Annotated in this window: 11 protein-coding genes; 3 read left to right on the top strand and 8 right to left on the bottom strand. The window is 72.8% G+C overall.

Annotated elements, in window-relative coordinates; all coding sequences use genetic code 11:
• Nucleotides 1-178: 178 nt before the first annotated feature.
• The 4 genes from CAP_RS00530 to CAP_RS00515 form a co-directional block, all read right to left on the bottom strand.
• The gene (locus CAP_RS00530) at nt 179-1,768 is read right to left on the bottom strand and encodes a S28 family serine protease (protein WP_052373885.1); all 1,590 of its coding nucleotides are present in this window, start codon (nt 1,766-1,768) and stop codon (nt 179-181) included.
• A 95-nt stretch (nt 1,769-1,863) separates the two neighbouring features.
• The gene (locus tag CAP_RS43375) at nt 1,864-5,628 is read right to left on the bottom strand and encodes a protein kinase domain-containing protein (RefSeq protein WP_197040926.1); all 3,765 of its coding nucleotides are present in this window, start codon (nt 5,626-5,628) and stop codon (nt 1,864-1,866) included.
• Between the two features lie 97 nt (nt 5,629-5,725).
• Nucleotides 5,726-6,868: an acetylornithine deacetylase gene (argE, locus tag CAP_RS00520; protein WP_044234809.1), complete on the bottom strand. Its 1,143-nt coding sequence runs from the start codon at nt 6,866-6,868 to the stop codon at nt 5,726-5,728.
• The gene (locus CAP_RS00515) at nt 6,865-8,214 is read right to left on the bottom strand and encodes a hypothetical protein (protein ID WP_044234807.1); all 1,350 of its coding nucleotides are present in this window, start codon (nt 8,212-8,214) and stop codon (nt 6,865-6,867) included. Before CAP_RS00515 ends, argE begins: the two co-directional genes overlap by 4 nt.
• 144 nt (nt 8,215-8,358) lie before the next feature.
• On the opposite strand from CAP_RS00515, the gene CAP_RS49625 reads away from it, so the two are divergent.
• Nucleotides 8,359-10,581, top strand: a complete 2,223-nt coding sequence (locus CAP_RS49625; RefSeq protein WP_156040360.1) for a choice-of-anchor X domain-containing protein — start codon at nt 8,359-8,361, stop codon at nt 10,579-10,581.
• Nucleotides 10,582-10,741: 160 nt separating this feature from the next.
• Here CAP_RS49625 and CAP_RS00505 read toward each other — a convergent pair whose 3' ends face one another.
• Entirely contained in the window at nt 10,742-11,356 is a 615-nt protein-coding gene (locus tag CAP_RS00505) for an LOG family protein (RefSeq protein WP_044234803.1), read from the bottom strand.
• 96 nt (nt 11,357-11,452) lie between these two features.
• Here CAP_RS00505 and CAP_RS00500 point away from each other — a divergent pair, with 96 nt between their 5' ends.
• Nucleotides 11,453-11,935: a M28 family peptidase gene (locus CAP_RS00500; protein WP_044234801.1), complete on the top strand. Its 483-nt coding sequence runs from the start codon at nt 11,453-11,455 to the stop codon at nt 11,933-11,935.
• Between the two features lie 31 nt (nt 11,936-11,966).
• On the opposite strand, the gene CAP_RS00495 is transcribed toward CAP_RS00500, so the two are convergent.
• Nucleotides 11,967-12,953: a hypothetical protein gene (locus CAP_RS00495; RefSeq protein ID WP_156040359.1), complete on the bottom strand. Its 987-nt coding sequence runs from the start codon at nt 12,951-12,953 to the stop codon at nt 11,967-11,969.
• Nucleotides 12,954-13,245: 292 nt separating this feature from the next.
• Here CAP_RS00495 and CAP_RS00490 point away from each other — a divergent pair, with 292 nt between their 5' ends.
• Nucleotides 13,246-13,548, top strand: coding sequence for a PilZ domain-containing protein (locus tag CAP_RS00490; protein ID WP_044234799.1), 303 nt, complete (start codon nt 13,246-13,248; stop codon nt 13,546-13,548).
• A gap of 22 nt (nt 13,549-13,570) precedes the next feature.
• On the opposite strand, the gene CAP_RS00485 is transcribed toward CAP_RS00490, so the two are convergent.
• Both CAP_RS00485 and CAP_RS00480 read right to left on the bottom strand, forming a co-directional pair.
• Nucleotides 13,571-14,908: a FecR family protein gene (locus CAP_RS00485; RefSeq protein ID WP_044234797.1), complete on the bottom strand. Its 1,338-nt coding sequence runs from the start codon at nt 14,906-14,908 to the stop codon at nt 13,571-13,573.
• On the bottom strand, nt 14,905-15,552 hold the full coding sequence (locus CAP_RS00480) for an RNA polymerase sigma factor (protein ID WP_231511011.1): 648 nt from the start codon (nt 15,550-15,552) through the stop codon (nt 14,905-14,907). The genes CAP_RS00485 and CAP_RS00480 overlap by 4 nt, the downstream gene beginning before the upstream one ends.
• Nucleotides 15,553-15,912: the final 360 nt, after the last annotated feature.

Raw genomic sequence — 15,912 nt, 5'->3', positions numbered from 1 at the left:
GCTTGCGCTGGCGGCTTGCGCTGGTGGTTTGCGCTGGTGGCTTGCGCTGGTGGCTTGCGCTGGTGGCTTGCGCTGGTGGCTTGCGCAGGCGGCTTGCGCAGACGCTTGCGCATGACGGGCATGCGCGGTGTCAGGGTGAGCAGGGAGGCGGTCGGACGCGGGGCGGCAGCGCTGGCGGTCAGTGCCGAACGCGGCGGCCGTGGAGCATGCGCGGGGCGCGCGGGAGGTTCAGGGCCTGCGTGGAAAGGGAGGCGGGGACGCCGGTCCAGGCTTCGAGGGCGGCGAAGGCGGTCTGCTGGTCGGCGGAAGGCAGCGCGCTCAGCTCGGCGCCGTGGGTGCCTCCGGGCTGGGTGAAGAGGTACGAGTCCTGGGCCCCGCCGAGCATGAAGGCGGCAGCGGTGTAGGGGTCGTCCTCGCCGTAGACGAACATCATCCGCTCGCCCTCGGTGGCGAGCCAGTCGGCGACGGCGGGCATGGATCCGGGATCGAAGACCGGGGTCTTGCCGGGGAGGACGTAGGAGACGGCGACGTCGATGCCCGGATACTGGAGCAGGTCGGCGATGTTGGTCTCGTCGTAGCCGGGGTAGCCGAGCTGCACGGCGGCCTGCCAGTAGTAGGGGTCGAAGTAGGTGAGGGAGCCGTCGCCCCACCCGAGGGGCGCGCTGACCGAGGAGAAGAAGCCCCAGATCTCGTCGTCGGTGGCCGTGACGGCAGGGATGGCAGCGCAGTGGTCCTCGCCGAAGTACTGCCAGAAGTAGAAGACGAACTCGATGACGGCCGACTCGAAGGCCTGGTCCATGCCGAGGATGTCGTAGGTCTCGCCGGCCATGTCGGCCTCGTCGGTCACGAACGCGAGCATGGCGGGGCGGCGGAGGAGCACCTCGCGCTGCAAGTCGAGGAGACTCTGGCGGCACGCGGCGTCGCCGCGCTGGTTGATGTAGGGGGTGTAGCGGGGGTCGGCCTCGCCGAGGCTGTGGGGCGCGACGTAGGCGACGGTGCCCTGCACGTCGTCGGGGTAGAAGCGGCGGTGGTAAGCGACGGTCATGCCGCCCTTGCTCCCGCCCGTGGAGATCCAGGGGGCCTGGTAGAGGGGATGGAGCGCCTCGGCGATGCGGTGGAAGTCGGCGGCAGCCTGCTCGATGGTGAGGTGGGACCAGTCCGCGGGGTCGGGGCGGGAGTCACCGAAGAAGCGGTGCTCGACCTCGAGTTCGTTGGCGTCGAGGAGCGAGGTGGGCTCGCTGAGGTACTCGTAGCTGGTGTCGACGCCGTAGCCGTTGGTGAAGAGGACGAGGGGCGCCGAGGCGTCGCGGTGGTGGAGGGTGAGGGTCTGCTGGAAGTGCTGGCCCGCGGGGTCCTGGTGATCGGCAGGCTGCTCGTACCGGAGGACGAACCAGCGGTAGCCAGGCAGCTCGGAGGCGCGCTCCTCGACGACCGTCATGCCCGGGATGGCCTGGAGCTGGGGGAGGATGTCGGCGCTCGCGCCGCCACCCGCACCACCGTCGCCGCCCGCACCACCGTCGCCGCCCGCACCACCGTCGCCGCCCAGGCCGCCAGCGCCACCGGCGCCACCCATGCCGCCCGCGCCGCCCTCATCACCGCCGGCAGCACCCGAGCCGCCAGTGCCGCCACCCCCACCAGGGCCGATGCAGATGGCGTTCTGCTTGCACGCGGGGACGGGGGTGCTGCCGTCGTCCTCGTCACCTCCACAGGCGGCGACGAAGGAAAGGCCAAGAAGAAGCGCGAAACAGGTCGTGAAAGGGGTCCGCATGCGGGCACTCTACAGGCCGCCTCGCGGAGCGTGTACCCCTGCGCACAACGGCCTGGTCCAGGGATCAGCGGGTGTCAGGTGTTGCGCGCGCCGGCTCAGGGCGGGCAGTGCAGCGCTTTCATGCGCGCGGCGGAGGCGCGGGCGGTGATCGATCCGGAGGCGGTCCACCAGCGGGCGATGACGGTGCGGTAAGCGGCGCAGGCGCCGGCGGTGTCGCCCGTGGCTTCGCGGGTGAGGCCGAGGTGGTGATGGGCGACGGTGTGCCGGATGGGGTTGCGCAGCGCGGAGCAGGAGGCGGTGGCGGCGACGAGGTGCGGCAGGGCGTCGGCGGGGCGGTCGGCGAGGAGGTAGACCTTGCCGAGGGCGCTCCGCTCGACGGTCGACATGGCAGGCGGCAAGGGGAGGTAAGACGGGAGCGCGGCGAGGGCCTCGGCAGCCTCCTCGGCCGTGAGGGCCGGGGTGGCGTAGGCGTCGACCCAGAGGAGCGCGCGGTCGTGGGGAGGGACGGTGGCGCCCCGGCCGCGGAGCCAGGCGTCGCGGGCAGCGCGGTACTGGGCGCGGGTGAGGAGGCCGCCGCGGAGCTTGGCCTGCGTGAGGAGCATGGTGGCGTCGTCGGCGAGGGCGAGGGACGCGGCCGGGTACGGGGCGCGGAGGAGGGCGTCGGCGGCGCGGGCGGCGTCGCGGTCACGGCCGAGCTCCTGCTCGATGAGGATGGCAAGGATGGCCGGGGCGAGGCGCACGTTCGCGGGGAGGCTCGCGGGGGCCTGGGCGGCGGCGTCGCTGGCGATGGTGATGGCCTGGCGGAGGTCGCCTTCGAGGACGGCGATCCGGGCGTCGTCGAAGAGGCGCAGGTGGGCGAGGAGCGCGGGCGAGACCTCGTCGAGGCCGTGGTGGAGGGCGCCGCGGACCTCGGGGATGGAGCGGCCCAGGGCGAAGAGGGCGGTGCCGAGGTCGAGGTGCACGTCAGGGTCGGCAGGGCTCTGGGCAGCGCTGCGGCGGGCGTCTTTCTCGAAGAGGTCGCAGTGGCCCTCGCGTTCATGGGCGCGGGCGCGGTCGACGAGGCAGTCGGTGGCGGCGGGCGAGATCTCGATGCAGTGGTCGAGGGCAGCGCGCGAGGCCTCGGCGCGGCCGAGGGTCATGAGGGCGACGGACTGGAAGCGCCAGCAGTCGGCGTAGTCGGGGTCGAGCTGGGTGCAGCGCTGGCTGGCGGCGAGGATGACGCCTGGGTCGGTGGCCCAGAGGGCGCGCAGCCAGTACAGCTCGGCGTCGGCAGGGAAGCGCTGGATGACGGCGTCGAGGCGGCGCGAGGCGTCGACGGGGTCGGGCGGGGTGCGGAGGAGGACGGGTTCGAGGGCGTCGAGGAGGAGGAGGTCGCGGTCGTCGAGGGAGAGGCGCAAGGAGAGGGCGCGCTGGTAGTGGGCGCGGGTCTCGGTGACGGAGGCGAGGCGCTGGCTGGTCTGGGCGAGGCGCAGGTGGCCCGCGGCGAAGAAGGGGTCGTAGGTGACGGCGCGCTCGAAGGCCTCGTGGGCAGCCATCCAGCGGCCGTCGCGGTAGGCCTGGAGGCCCTCGCGGTAGCCGAGGAGGGCCGGCTCGCTGAGGGTGCGCGGGGGCTGGAGGGCCGTGATGGGGGTGGGCGCCGGGGCCGCGTGCGGGTCGGGCGGCGCCGGGAGCGCGGCGGGAGGGGTGGTCGGCGCGGCAGGCGGCTGCGTCCCCAGGGGAGGCATGGCGAGCGTGATGAGGGCGCCGAGGAGGGCCGCAGCGAGGCCGCCCTTGAACCAGGGGATGCGGCCGGTCGTGGCGGCGCGGGGAGGAGCCGCGCGGCTGGAGGACGAGGCGCCACGGGCGGAGGCGGCCCCACGGGTGGAGGCGGTGCCACGGGTGGAGCCAGCACCTTGCGTGGAGCCGGGACCGCGAGAGGAAGGGCTGTGCGTCGAGCTGGGGCTGTGTGTCGAGCTGGGGCTGTGCGTCGAGCTGGGGCTGTGCGTCGAGCTGGGGCTGTGTATCGAGCTGGGGCTGTGCGTCGAGCTGGGGCTGTGCGTCGAGCGAGGGCTGTGTGTCGAGCCGGGGCTGCGCGTGGACGCGGCGTCACGAGGCGCGCGGCCCGCGAGGGTGCTGTCGCCCGTGCGTCCCTGGAGGAGAGGGGCCACGGAAGCGCTGATGAGGGTGTGCTCCGAGGTGTCGCGCACGTCGCCCAGGCCGCGCACGTCGAAGACGCGGCTGGGCGTGGTGCGCTCGGAGGTGGGAGAGTCGGAGAAGTCACGGTCGAGCGGGGGGAGAGCGTCGCTGGTGCTGCAGGAGCCCGCGGTGAGGGGCGTGGTGTCGAGGGGGTCGAGGGGCGCAGGCGGGATCGGGACGACGCGAGGGGTCGCGATGGGATCGGCGAGCGAGATCGGGAGGCGCTCGGCGGAAGGGGCGGAGGTGCGTTCGGGAGGCAGCGCGGAGATCCGCTCGGCGGGCAGTCCGGAGATCCGCTCGGCGGAAGGGGCGGAGAGGCGGTCGCCGGGCAGCCCGGAGATCCGCTCGGAGGGGAGCCCGGAGATCCGCTCGGCGGAAGGGGCGGAGAGGCGGTCGCCGGGCAGCCCGGAGATCCGCTCGCTGGGTACCCCGGAGGCACGCTCGCTCGGGGGGCCGGAGTGGCGCTCGCCCCCAGGCTCGGAGCGGCGATCGCTGGGGGGGCCGGAGCGACGCTCGCCCGTGAGCGCCGAGATCCGGTCGAGGGGGAGCCCAGAGATGCGCTCGCTCGGGGGGCCGGAGCGACGCTCGCCCGTGAGCGCCGAGATCCGGTCGACAGACACCGCGGAGATCCGCTCGCCCGTGAGCGCGGAGATGCGGTCGTAGGCCACCGGGGAGATGCGCTCGCTCTGCGGTACGGGGCTGCGGTCGGTGGGCGGGACCGAGCTGCGGGGGACGACCGCGATGCCCCGGTGGGAGATGGGCGTCGGGGCGTCGGGGTGCCACGAGGGGAGGAACGGGCGACGCTGGGAGGGTTGCGAAGGGGGCGTGGGGGCGAGGGGCTCGAGGAGCGCCACCACCTCGTCCATGGTGTCGAAGCGATCGACGCGGCGCTTGGAGAGGGCGCGCTGGATGGTGGAGGTCACGAGGGGCGGGACGCCTTCGAGGGGCGGGGCCGGGTCGTTGAGGATGGCGGAGATGACGGTGTTGGTGTCGCAGCCGTGGCCGAAAGGGAGACTGTCGGAGAGCAGCTCGTACGCGAGGACGGCCCACGAGAACTGGTCGGCGCGCTCGTCGAGGGCGTCGCCGAGGAGCTGCTCCGGTGACATGTAGGCCGGGGTGCCGATCAGGTCGTCGAGGCCGCGGAGGGCAGGCGCGGCGGCATCGACACCGTCGTGGGGAGGGTTCTCGGGGGTGAGGTGGACGCGGACGGCGATGCCGAAGTCGAGGACCTTGATGATGCCGTCGCTGCGGAGCATGACGTTGGCCGGCTTGACGTCGCGGTGGATGATGCCGGCGCGGTGGGCGGCAGCGAGGGCGCGGGCGACGTCGAGGAGCCAGCGGAGGCGGAGGATCTGGGGCGTGCCCGGCGAGACGGCATCCTGGAGGGTGTCGCCCTCGACCAGCTCCATGGCGAGGTACGGGATGCCCAGGTGCTCGCCGATGTCGTAGAGGGCGACGACGTTGGGGTGGTTGAGGGCAGCCGCAGCGCGGGCCTCGCGGAGCATGCCCTCACAAGCTTCCGTCCAGCTCTCGGGATCCGTTCCAGGCGACGAGAGCAGGACCTTGAGGGCCACGCGCCGGTGCAGGCGGGTGTCGAGGGCGCTGTACACCTCTCCCATGCCCCCGGCGCCGAGGACCTGCTCGATCTGGTAACGGCCGAAGGTGTCCCCCGGCGAGAGCTGCATCGCGCGCATGGTACACGGTCACGTGGTCATGACGCACGCGGCCGCGGCGTTCTCTGCGGCAAATCGTGCGAAAAGCCTGGGGCAGCCGCCGCGTGGGCTACCCCGAGAGAACGGCGATGAGGCGGCGGAGGAAGGCCTCGCCCGCATGGAGCTGATCGAGGGTGATGTACTCGTTGGGCTGGTGAGCCTGGTCGATGGACCCAGGGCCACAGACCACGGCAGGGATGCCGGCTTCCTGGAAGAGGCCGGCCTCGGTGGCGAAGGGGACGCGGCCAGTCTCGCGGGCACCGGTGAGGGCGAGGGCGAGGGCCGTGGCGGCGCTGTCGGGGTCGTGGCGGAGGCCAGGGGCGCCGAGGAGGGCCTCGGTGGTGATGGCGACCTCGGGGGCGACGCGGCGCATGTCGGGCAGGAGGGCCTCGTCGGCGTAGCGGGTGAGGGCCTCGGCGATGGCCGGGGCGCTGTCGCCAGGGAGGGTGCGGACGTCCCACCAGAACTCGCAGTGGCGGGAGATGATGTTGACCGCGGTGCCGCCCTGCACCTTGCCGACGTGGATGCTGGTGCAGGGAGGCTCGAAGCCGCTCTCCGTCTGCGGGTCGGCGAGGCGCTCGCGGGCGCGGTCGTCGAGCCAGGTGATGAGGCGGGCGGCGGTCATGACGGCGCTGACGCCGCGGTGGGTGAGGCTCGAGTGGGCCTCGTGGCCGGTGACGGTGGTGCGGTAGACGGCGATGCCCTTGTGGGCGGTGGCGACGCGGAGGCTCGTGGGCTCGCCGACGATGACCGCGCGGGGCCGGGGGACGCGCGCGCAGATCTCGCGGATGAGGCGGGGGGCGCCGGCGCAGCCGACCTCCTCGTCGTAGGAGAGGGCGAGGTGGATGGGGCGCTTCAAGGCCTTCATCTCGGGGATGAGGGCGAGGGCGGTGGCGATGAAGGCCTTCATGTCGACGGCGCCGCGGGCGTGGAGGCGGCCGTCCTTCTCGACGAGCGTGAAGGGGTCGGTGTCCCAGGGCTGGCCGTCGACGGGAACGACGTCGGTGTGGCCGGAGAGGACGATGCCGTCCGGGACCTCGGGGCCGATGGTGGCGTGGAGGTTGGCCTTGGTGCCGTCGTCGCTGGGGACGCGGGTCGCAGCGATGCCGTGGGCGCGCAGGAGGTCTTCGACGAAGTCGATGAGGGGGAGGTTCGAGTCGCGCGAGACGGTGGGGAACGCGACGAGGCGTTCGAGGAGGGAGCGGGGCGTCATTGGCGGGGGCGTCGGGCAGGGCGGGGGCGGTCGGAGCGGGCGAGATCGTGGATCTCGGGGTCGGCGTCGATGACCTGGAGGTGAAGGTCTGGGGGGGCAACCTTGCGGGCGCGGGCAGCGGCGTCCGAGGCGCGCTTGGCATCCTCGGCAGACTCGACCCAGGGCTGGGTCATGCGCGCAGGGACGATGAGGGGCATGGAGGGGCGCGGGCCCGCGGCGGCGCTGTGGGCTTCGAGGGTGGCGATCTCCTGGAGGCTCTCACGGCTGATGCTGCCCAGCTCGAAGCGGACGGCTTCGGGGGCCGAGCCGGGGCGGGCAGACTCGCGGAGGTCGGCCTCGATGGCGACCAGGGTCTCGCGGCCCACCGGGGCGACGCCGACGCGGACATCCGGGAGGGAGGCGCGGCCGAGGCCAAGCTCGCGCTCGATGGCGGCGAGGCTCTCGCGGCCGAGGGTGGCCTCGCCGACGCGGATGTCGAGGAGCGAGACCTCGGTGGGCAGGAGCGGCGCGGTGCGGCGGGCGCGGGCAGCAGCCGGCTTCGGAGGAGGCCCGGGGATGCGGACGACAGGAACGGGAACGGGCGGAGGCGTGGCGGCGCGGGCGCGGGAACGGCTGGGGCCCGAGGCGAGCGAGGCGAGGCCGGCGACGGCGCTGCGCTTGCGGCCCTCGCTCGGGGCCGGGCGGGACTCGGGGGGGCCTGGCCTGGAGGCGTGCGCCTTGCGGCCCGCGCTGGACTTGCGGCCGGAAGCCGGGCCTTCACGGCGGCTGGGCGGAGGGGCCTCGCGCACGGAGGGAGGGGCAAGGTCGGGCGCGCTTGGGTTCGGGGTGCCCGGTACGGGGCGCGCAGCGGCCGCGGGAAGCGCGTCGGCCGCGGGGAGCGTGCCGGCCAGGGTGTCGGCCGTGTGGATGGCGGCGTCCGCGAGGACCGCGGCGGCGGCGTCGGGCAAGACGTCGAGCCGATCGAGGGCGTCCTGAGGAGCGGCGGGCCTGTCGAGGTCTTCGAGGGCCTGGAGGGCGGTGTCGAGGGCGCCGGCCACGCCGTCGCGGGCGGCCCAGGTGGACATGACCAGGCAGAGGATGCGGTCGGTCGTGGAGATGCCGAAGTAGACCTCGATCGGAGCGGCGCCGCCGTAGGGGACGAGATCCTCGCGGGGAAGCTCCAGGTGGCCGAACCGGGCGCCTGGGGCGAGAGAGAGGGCGGTCTGGGAGATGAGGGTCCTGCCCTCCCGGGGCATGTCCCGGGGCGCATGCCGGGTGAGGAGCCGGCCGCTCAGGGTGAGGACGAAGGCGAAATCAGCGCCCGCGGCCACGTAGGCCGCGTCGGAGATGGCGTCGAGATCGGGCACGGTTGCATCCTACATGGTCGCGGAGAAGGTTGGGGACGGATCCGTTCCGACCACCTCCCCCTGTTCCCACGCGCCTCGCCCTGGGTAGGATGACAGCATCCGGGCATCCCACACTGGGCGCCCTGCGGCGAGGAGAAGTTTTTCATGCGTCGACTGGGTTGGTTCGGCTCCGGAGTGACGGCGTTCGTGATGGTGCCAGGCGTGGCGATGGCCGCGCCCGCCGTGATGGGTGGAGCGCCGGAGCTGGGCAACTGGCAGAACGGCGCCGGGGCGCCGCTGCACGACGACGGGATGGCGGGAGACGCAGTGGCGGGCGACGGGATCTTCTCGGCGGCCGTGACGTTCGCATCGGGCGGGACCGTCGAGTACAAGATCTCGCGCAACGGCAACGACCTGAGCGACGGGGGGCTGGGGACGTCGGGGAACCAGAACCTGCGGATCACGCTGGCAGGCGGGGGTCCGTACGCGGTGACGTTCCACTACGACACCCGGAACCTGACGGCGCAGGAGTTCACGCCGACCCAGGAGTCGTCGTCGAACTCGTGGCTGGCGACGCGGACCGCGAGCGGCGCGCCCCAGGTGTGGGTCGCCGTCGGGGCCTGGCAGGCGATGGTGGGGGACACGGCCTGGAACCCGGCGTCGACGGTGACCGTCGCGCGCGACGACGGGACGCGCGGGGATCGGGTGGCGGGCGACGGGGTGTACACGTACCGGTTCGTGGCGCCGTCGATGCTGGGCGGAGAGCCGTTCAAGTTCGCCGCGCAGGGCCCCTGGGGGACGAAGCTCGGCGCGAACGGGTGGAGCTTCGACCCGGAGGACTCGAGCAACGGGGAGATCACCGCGGCCACGGGCGACATCGTGACGCTGGAGCTCGACGCGCTCCAGGGCCGGATGCGGGTGCGGGTGACGCAGCCGGAGAAGCTGCTGCTGACGGAGGTGGTGACCGCGCCGTCGGCCGGTGAATTCATCGAGATCCACAACGCCGGGAGCACGCCGGTGGCGCTCGGTGATACCTACCTCGCCGATTTCAGTGGCTATTACCGGGTGGTGTCCGCGACCGCGCCCACGGTGGAGAGCACCGATTTCGTGGTGCGCTTCCCGGTCGGGGCCGTGATCCAGCCCGGCGAGGTGCAGACCGTGGCCCTGGGCGGCGCCGAGTGTTTCCGGCTGGGGTGTGGGAACGCGACCTTCCCGGGCTACGGGACCGCGGCGACCTACGAGATTCCCAGCAGCGGGACCTACGGCGCCGGGCTGCCCATTTCGGTGCCGAGCGTGCCCGACATGGTGGCGCCCTTCGCGGGTGCGATCGGCGCCACGCGCGGGCTCGCCGACAGTGGAGAGCCGGTGGTGCTCTTCACCTGGGACGGGGTGAGCGACCTGGTCGACGACGTCGATTACGTGTTCGCCGGGACGGCATCGGCGTCACACCCGGCGGTGAACAAGTCGGGGGTATCGATCGACGGCCCGGACCCCGGGACGACCGGGAGCACCTACCTCAATGACACGGCCGACGACGCGGCATTGCATGCGCCGCTCGGGTCGGCCTTCAACACCTGCCGGACCGACCTCACCGAGGGCATGCAATCAATGCCTGGCAACGGGGTGACGGGCGAGGACGAGACCAGCGAGGAGGGGTCGGCGACCTGGGAGGCGTGCGCGGAGATCACGCCGGGAACGCTGGACTCGGGGGGCTCGGGGGGCTCGGGAGGCGCTGGTGGAGCTGGAGGGGCCGGGGGCGCTGGCGGGGCTGGTGGGGGTATGGGCGGCGCTGGCGGCGGTATGGGCGGCTCCGGCGGCAGCGGTGGGGGAATGGGCGGGGCAGGTGGAGCTGGCGGAGGAATGGGCGGAGCCGGTGGCACGGGTGGGGGAATGACCAGCAGCACCACCGGAGTCGGCGGCATGGGCGGAGCCGGGGGCGCGGGCGGCTCCGGCGGCGGCATGGGCGGCTCCGGTGGCGGCATGGGCGGCTCCGGTGGCGGCATGGGCGGCTCCGGTGGCAGCGGTGGAGGAATGACCAGCACCACTGGAACCGGCGGGATGGGCGGCTCCGGTGGCGGCATGGGTGGCTCGGGCGGGGAAGCGAGTGGCACCGGCGGCGGCATGGGCGGCTCCGGTGGGGAAGCGAGTGGCACCGGCGGCGCTGGCGGTTCCGGCGGCATGGGCGGCTCGGGCGGCAACGGCTCCACGACGTCCACCTCCACCTCGGCGAGCGGCAACTTCGCGGCCGGCGGGGCTGGCGGCGGGTTCCAGGACAACGGCTGCAGTTGCGCCGTCGCTGGCGAGGCCCCTCGCGCGCAGACCCGTGCGCCCTGGTTCGCGCTGCTCGCAGGCCTGGTGACGCTGGGCCGTCGTCGCCGGCGGGATTGAGTCGGAGCGCCTCACGGACGCGGCGCCGATGTCGACGACATCGCGCGCCGCGCACTGCGCGCCGGAGCCCGTCCTTCACGCGGGCACGCGGGCACGCGGGCACGCGGGCACGCGGGCACGCGGGCACGCGGGCACCCGAGCGACGCTGCCGCGGCGTGGGTCAGGGGTTCTCGATCCAGCGACCCAGCTCGGGGACCTCGACCTTGGCCATGAGGTCGAGCAGCTCGTCCGCGTCGGCCGAGGCGACGACGAGGCCGCGGTGCGGCTGGCGGATGAAGCCCTCGTTCACCGCGTGCTCCACGAAATCGAGGAGCTTGTCGTAGTAGCCGCCCACGTTGAGCAGGCCCACGGGCTTGAGGTGGTAATTGAGCTGAGCCCAGGTGGTGACCTCGAAGGTCTCCTCCAGGGTGCCCCAGCCGCCCGGCATGGCGATGAACCCGTCGGAGAGGTTGGCCATCATGGTCTTGCGGGCGTGCATGCTGTCGACGACGTACAGCTCGGTGAGGCCGAGGTGCGCGAGCTCGCGGGCGCGCAGCTTGTCGGGAATGACGCCGAGGACCTCGCCGCCCGCAGCGAGGGCGCCATCGGCGACCGCGCCCATGAGGCCCACGCGGCCACCGCCGTAGACGAGGCCGATGCCACGGCGCGCGAGGAAGGCGCCGAGGGCGCGCGCAGCCTCGGCATACTCGGGGCGAACGCCCGCGCTGGAGCCGCAGTAGACGCAGAGGCGACGGAAGCGGCGGGGCTGAGAGACGGTCTCCTGGGGTGCTGTCACGGGTGAATCCTTCTTTCTTCTGGGCTTCCAGTCCAGTGCGGGGCAGGGGGGCATGTCAACCCGTGCGCGCCCTGGGCCTCTGTTCCGCTCTGCGCGATGCGCGCCCTCGTCGAAGCACTCTGCTCGGATGCCTGCGCCGGACGCAAGCCAGGGACACGCGGAGGCCAGGAGGCCCGCAAGCTCGTGCGAGACGCGCTCCGGCGCGCCGGCCTCGATCCTCAAGAACAGGCGGTGCCCGGCTGCAACCGCGCCAACGTGATCGCGCAGATCGCGGGAGACACCGCTCGCTACGTCCTCATCGGCGCCCATTACGATCACCTGGGCAGCGACAGCGGCCAGATCTACCGCGGGGCCGACGACAACACGGCTGCCGTGGCGATCCTGGTCGAGGTGGCGCAGGCCTCGGAAGAGGGCGTGGTGATCCGGCGCGCCGACGCGGAGATCATCCCGCCGCTCTCGGCTGGCCGGGCGGTGGCCGAGACGCTGCTCGCAGACTGCGATGCGCAAGGGCGCCTGCCCGAGGAGCTGCAGATGCAGGCGACGTTGCTGGTGGGGTTGCTCGAACAGCGCCTCGCCTGAGATCCCGAGCGCCACCAGCGCGCAGGTGCGGTCACAGGTCCTCGCTCACCTCTTCGATGGCAGCCTGGAGGTAGTTGCGGGCGCGGAGGGCGTGGGGGCCGTCGGGGTGGGCGTCGAGGTGCCTGCGGAAGGCGGTGACGGCGGCCTCATACTGACCGAGGCGAAAGAGGACCACCCCGCGGGCGAGGTGGCTGGGATAGGCGGGGTCGAGGGCGGCAATCTCGCCGATCTTCTTGAGGCGGTACTCGTCGACGCGGCGCTCCGCAGCGCGGGCGGCGCGGGTCCGGGCTTCGGCGTTCTGGGCCTCGGGGAGGGCCTCGCGGACCGGGTAGCTGAGGAGGAACTGGTAGAAGGCCCGCTCCTCGTCGAGGGTGGGCTCGAAGGCGGCGCCCTCGACGCCCGCGACCCGGTTCCAGCGCTTCTTGAAGAGGACGGCCAGGGCATGGTCGGTGAGGAGGAGGCGGCGGCCCTCCCCCACGACCCAGCCGCTTCGCCGCACGAGGCCGGGGAAGTCGCCGCCGAGCGCGAGGAGATCCTCGGTCTCCTCGCCAGTCGCTTCCCAGTGGCGCACGGCCCGCACGAAGGCGCGCTGCTGGAAGGCGCGGAGGGCGAGGACTTCCTCGGGGCCGTGGGCAAGGGCCGGAGGGAGGGCTTCGAGGATCTGCCTGCGGGCGGTGGCAATCTCCGGCTCGCGGCGGGCGGGGCGGGCATCTTCGAGGCCGAAGGCGCGGATGGCAGAGCCGAGGGTGCGGACGTCGACGTCGAGGACGCGCGCAGGCTTGCCGGGCGCCGGATCCAGGGCTTCGGCCCGGGCAGCGTCGGCGTCCGTGACGCGGGCGAGCGCGCGCATGTCGGCGAGGGGGACGGGGACGTCGGTGGGGGCGACGGCGCGCGGGAGGGTGAGGAGGGTGGCCGAGCCGGCGAGGAAGACGGCGAGGAGCGCAGGCTGCCACCCGTCGGTATGTCGGCGCCATCCGCGCACCTGCGCAGGGGGGGAGGTGGGTTCAGGGGCGCGCAAGACCTCTGGCTCCTCGGCGCGCGAGGTGCCAGGCTCCTGGGGGCGGGGGACTTCTGGCGCATCGAGGCGCGAGACGTCCGGCTCCTCCGGGTGTGAGACACCCGAACCAGGAGACGAGGACTTGACAGGTATGCTCCCTGGTCGTGACGATTGCGGCAACGCTTCGACCTCAGATGGCCGGACCGCAGTCGCGGCAACCGGCTCAACGCTCGGTGGTACACGGCAACGGCAGGGGAAGGAAAGACCCCCGCGTGGTGGCCAGTCTACCGCAGCGTGGTTGCCAAGGAGATCCGTGCGAGACCATCGCCAGCACCCGCGTAAATCCGTTCAGTCCACGGTGACGTTCCAGTACGAAGATGGCCCGCGCATGGAGGCGAACTGCCGCGACATCAGCCTGGGAGGCATGTTCGTGGAGACCACGACGCAGGTGCCCTTCGGCGCCACCGTCACCCTCTACCTGCCGCTGCCTGGCATGCACAACACCACCATCAAGGCGACGGTGCGGTGGACGAAGCCCGACGGGATGGGGGTTCAGTTCGGGGTGATGGGCGCGCGCGAGACGCACGCACTCATGCTGTTCCTCGGCTCGATCTGAGTCTCCACGAGGGGACGCGCGCCTACAGGTCGATGGCGAGGGGGATCGTCATCGCGCCAGGGCCTCCGGAGAAGCGGCCCGCATAGAGGGACTGCACGCAGACCTGCAGCTCGGGCTTGAGCGGTGGGTCGGTGCGGATGCTGGCCACGGTGCCGTCGGCCCGGAGGGAGAGGTGCAAGGTCGCGCGGATGGCGGTCCGCACCAGGGAAGGGGCAGGGTTGCTCAGCGCGACGAAGCACGGGGTGAGGATGGCCTGCGCGCTCTGGGCGGTGAGCAAGGGCCGCGACGCCAGGGGCGCTTCAGGTGCGGTGGGGCTGGGGAACGCGGTGTCGTGCGCACCGGGCGCGGAGGTGGCTGAAGCGCGCGGCGCGCTGCTGCGCTCGACCTGGAGGGGAACAGGCGCCTCGGGCGAAGGCAGGGGCTCGGACGCGCGGATGACGATGGGCGCGATGATCGGCGCAGGCTCGGGCGCGGGCGGGTGGAGATCGTCATGCGTGGCGCCCTGGGGTGCGTCTGGCAGGGGGAGGCCCTCGAACGAGAACGCACCGCGCGCAGGCGCGATGAGCAGGTGAGGCTCGGTGTTCGGGGGAGCGCTAGGCGGAGCGGCGGGCGAGGCGCTGGGCGGAGCGGCGGGTGAGGCGCTGGGCGGAGCGGCGGGCCCCACGGCGACGACGCCGCGCTCCACCTGGACCTCCATGCGCCCCTCGATGCGGGTCACCGTGAAGACGGTGCCGCGCACGGTGACGCGGGCGCGCTCCACGTCCACCGCGAAGATCTCGGTCGGGGTGGCGGAAGGAGGGCGCGGGGTGACCTCGGCGCGCAGGGTGCCGCGGTCGAGGGCGACCAGGTACCGCGCAGGAGATCCGCTGGCCTCACGGATGCGGGCGCGGCCGCCAGGCGCGAGGGTCCAGCGCACGACGCCGGGGTGGGTGAGCACCCTGGGAGCGTCGCTGGCGTCGATGACGTCACCCGGGTGGAGGGTGGTGAGATCGATCTCGTGAGGCGCGCGAGGATCACCTGCGGCGTGCGCTCCAGGGGCGCGCGCGGTGCCTGCTCCGGGCGCCTCGGTCACGGGCGACGAGGGGCGCAACGCGGGGAGCGCCACACCGAGGACGACGGCCGCAGCGGCGGCAATCAGCGCGACCGTGCGCCAGGAAGCGAGCGCGCGTGTGCCGAGCCGCAGGTGGCCCTGGGGAAGCCTCGGCACGCTGTCGGGCTGCTCTTCCGGGGACGCCTCCTGCGCCACGCGGGCGAGGAGCTTTCGCTCCATCTCGTCCCAGCGCACCTCGTGCGGTTCCTCTGCGCGGAGCTGCTCCTCCATGTGCTGGAGCGCGCGATCGAAGCGTTTCGCTCGGCTCATGTCCTCTCCGGTTCTGCTGGATCCCGCGGCGCGCTGCTGGCCCCGCGCCCTGCATGGGCGTCCTCGGCCAGCTCCTCGGCGAGCTGGGCGAGCGCCGGTTCGTCCTTCATCATCTGTTCGATCTCGCGGCGCGCGTAGAACAGGCGCGTCCGCACCGTGAGCAGTGGGGCGCCCACGATGGTGGCAATCTCCGCAGGAGGTAGCCCCTCCAGCTCGTGAAGCAGGTAGACCACGCGCTTCTTCTCCGGCAGCCGGTCGAGCAGCCGGCGGAAGGCCTCGATGCGCTGCTGGCGGACCGCGTCTTCATCGGGCAGGAGGCGCTCGTCGGGGCGGGCGTCGTCGAGAGGCTCCGGCGTGAGTGCCGGTCTGCTGCGCGCGGCGCGGCGCGCCATCAGCACCACGTTGACGGTGACGCGGTGTAGCCAGGTGGTGAACTTCGACTGGCCACGAAACTCGCCGAGGCTCCGGTGCACCTGGAAGAAGGCCTCCTGGATGAGGTCTTCAGCGTCGATCGCAGGACCCACCATCCTGAACACCAGGCGTGCGACATCCGACCGATGCCGGCGGAAGATCTCGGTGAAGGCTGCCTGGTCACCGTCCTGGAACCGACGGACCAGCGCTCCGATGTCCTCGGGATCCGTCACGAGCTGGAACGTAACGCGCGGCCGGGGTGTCTGGGTCCTGGAGAGCCCTCGGCCGTCATCGAGGCCCAGGCAGGGGAGTGAACTCGCATTCACCGACCCTGTTCGTTGCGGCCCGGAGGCGAGACATTCAGGGCGAGGCCACGTGCTGCATGAAACTTGGCCAGATCACGCAGATCGATCGACCCTCGGGCGCATGGTTTACATCGCCGTCTCGGTCGCCGTGGCCCTGGTGGCCGCGGATTTTCTTGATTTGACATCCCGGCGCCGGCAGCCCCGCAAGGGCTGAGCACTCACGCCACGATACTCGGGGAGGGGGGAAACGCCTCGGGGACGCACTCGGAGAGGGTGCACCCCAAAGGG

Source organism: Chondromyces apiculatus DSM 436 (assembly GCF_000601485.1).
Classification (GTDB): Bacteria; Myxococcota_A; Polyangia; order Polyangiales; family Polyangiaceae; genus Chondromyces; species Chondromyces apiculatus.
Note: the sequence above shows the minus strand (reverse complement) of the source record. Positions and strands in the feature narration are given on the sequence as shown.

What these genes read in the sequence shown, in the direction of transcription:
- CAP_RS00530 (WP_052373885.1), bottom strand. Translation starts at nt 1,768, where the DNA reads ATGCGGACCCCTTTCACGACCTGTTTCGCGCTTCTTCTTGGCCTTTCC.
- CAP_RS43375 (WP_197040926.1), bottom strand. Translation starts at nt 5,628, where the DNA reads ATGCAGCTCTCGCCGGGGGACACCTTCGGCCGTTACCAGATCGAGCAG.
- argE (WP_044234809.1), bottom strand. Translation starts at nt 6,868, where the DNA reads ATGACGCCCCGCTCCCTCCTCGAACGCCTCGTCGCGTTCCCCACCGTC.
- CAP_RS49625 (WP_156040360.1), top strand. Translation starts at nt 8,359, where the DNA reads ATGCGTCGACTGGGTTGGTTCGGCTCCGGAGTGACGGCGTTCGTGATG.
- CAP_RS00500 (WP_044234801.1), top strand. Translation starts at nt 11,453, where the DNA reads ATGCGCGCCCTCGTCGAAGCACTCTGCTCGGATGCCTGCGCCGGACGC.
- CAP_RS00485 (WP_044234797.1), bottom strand. Translation starts at nt 14,908, where the DNA reads ATGAGCCGAGCGAAACGCTTCGATCGCGCGCTCCAGCACATGGAGGAG.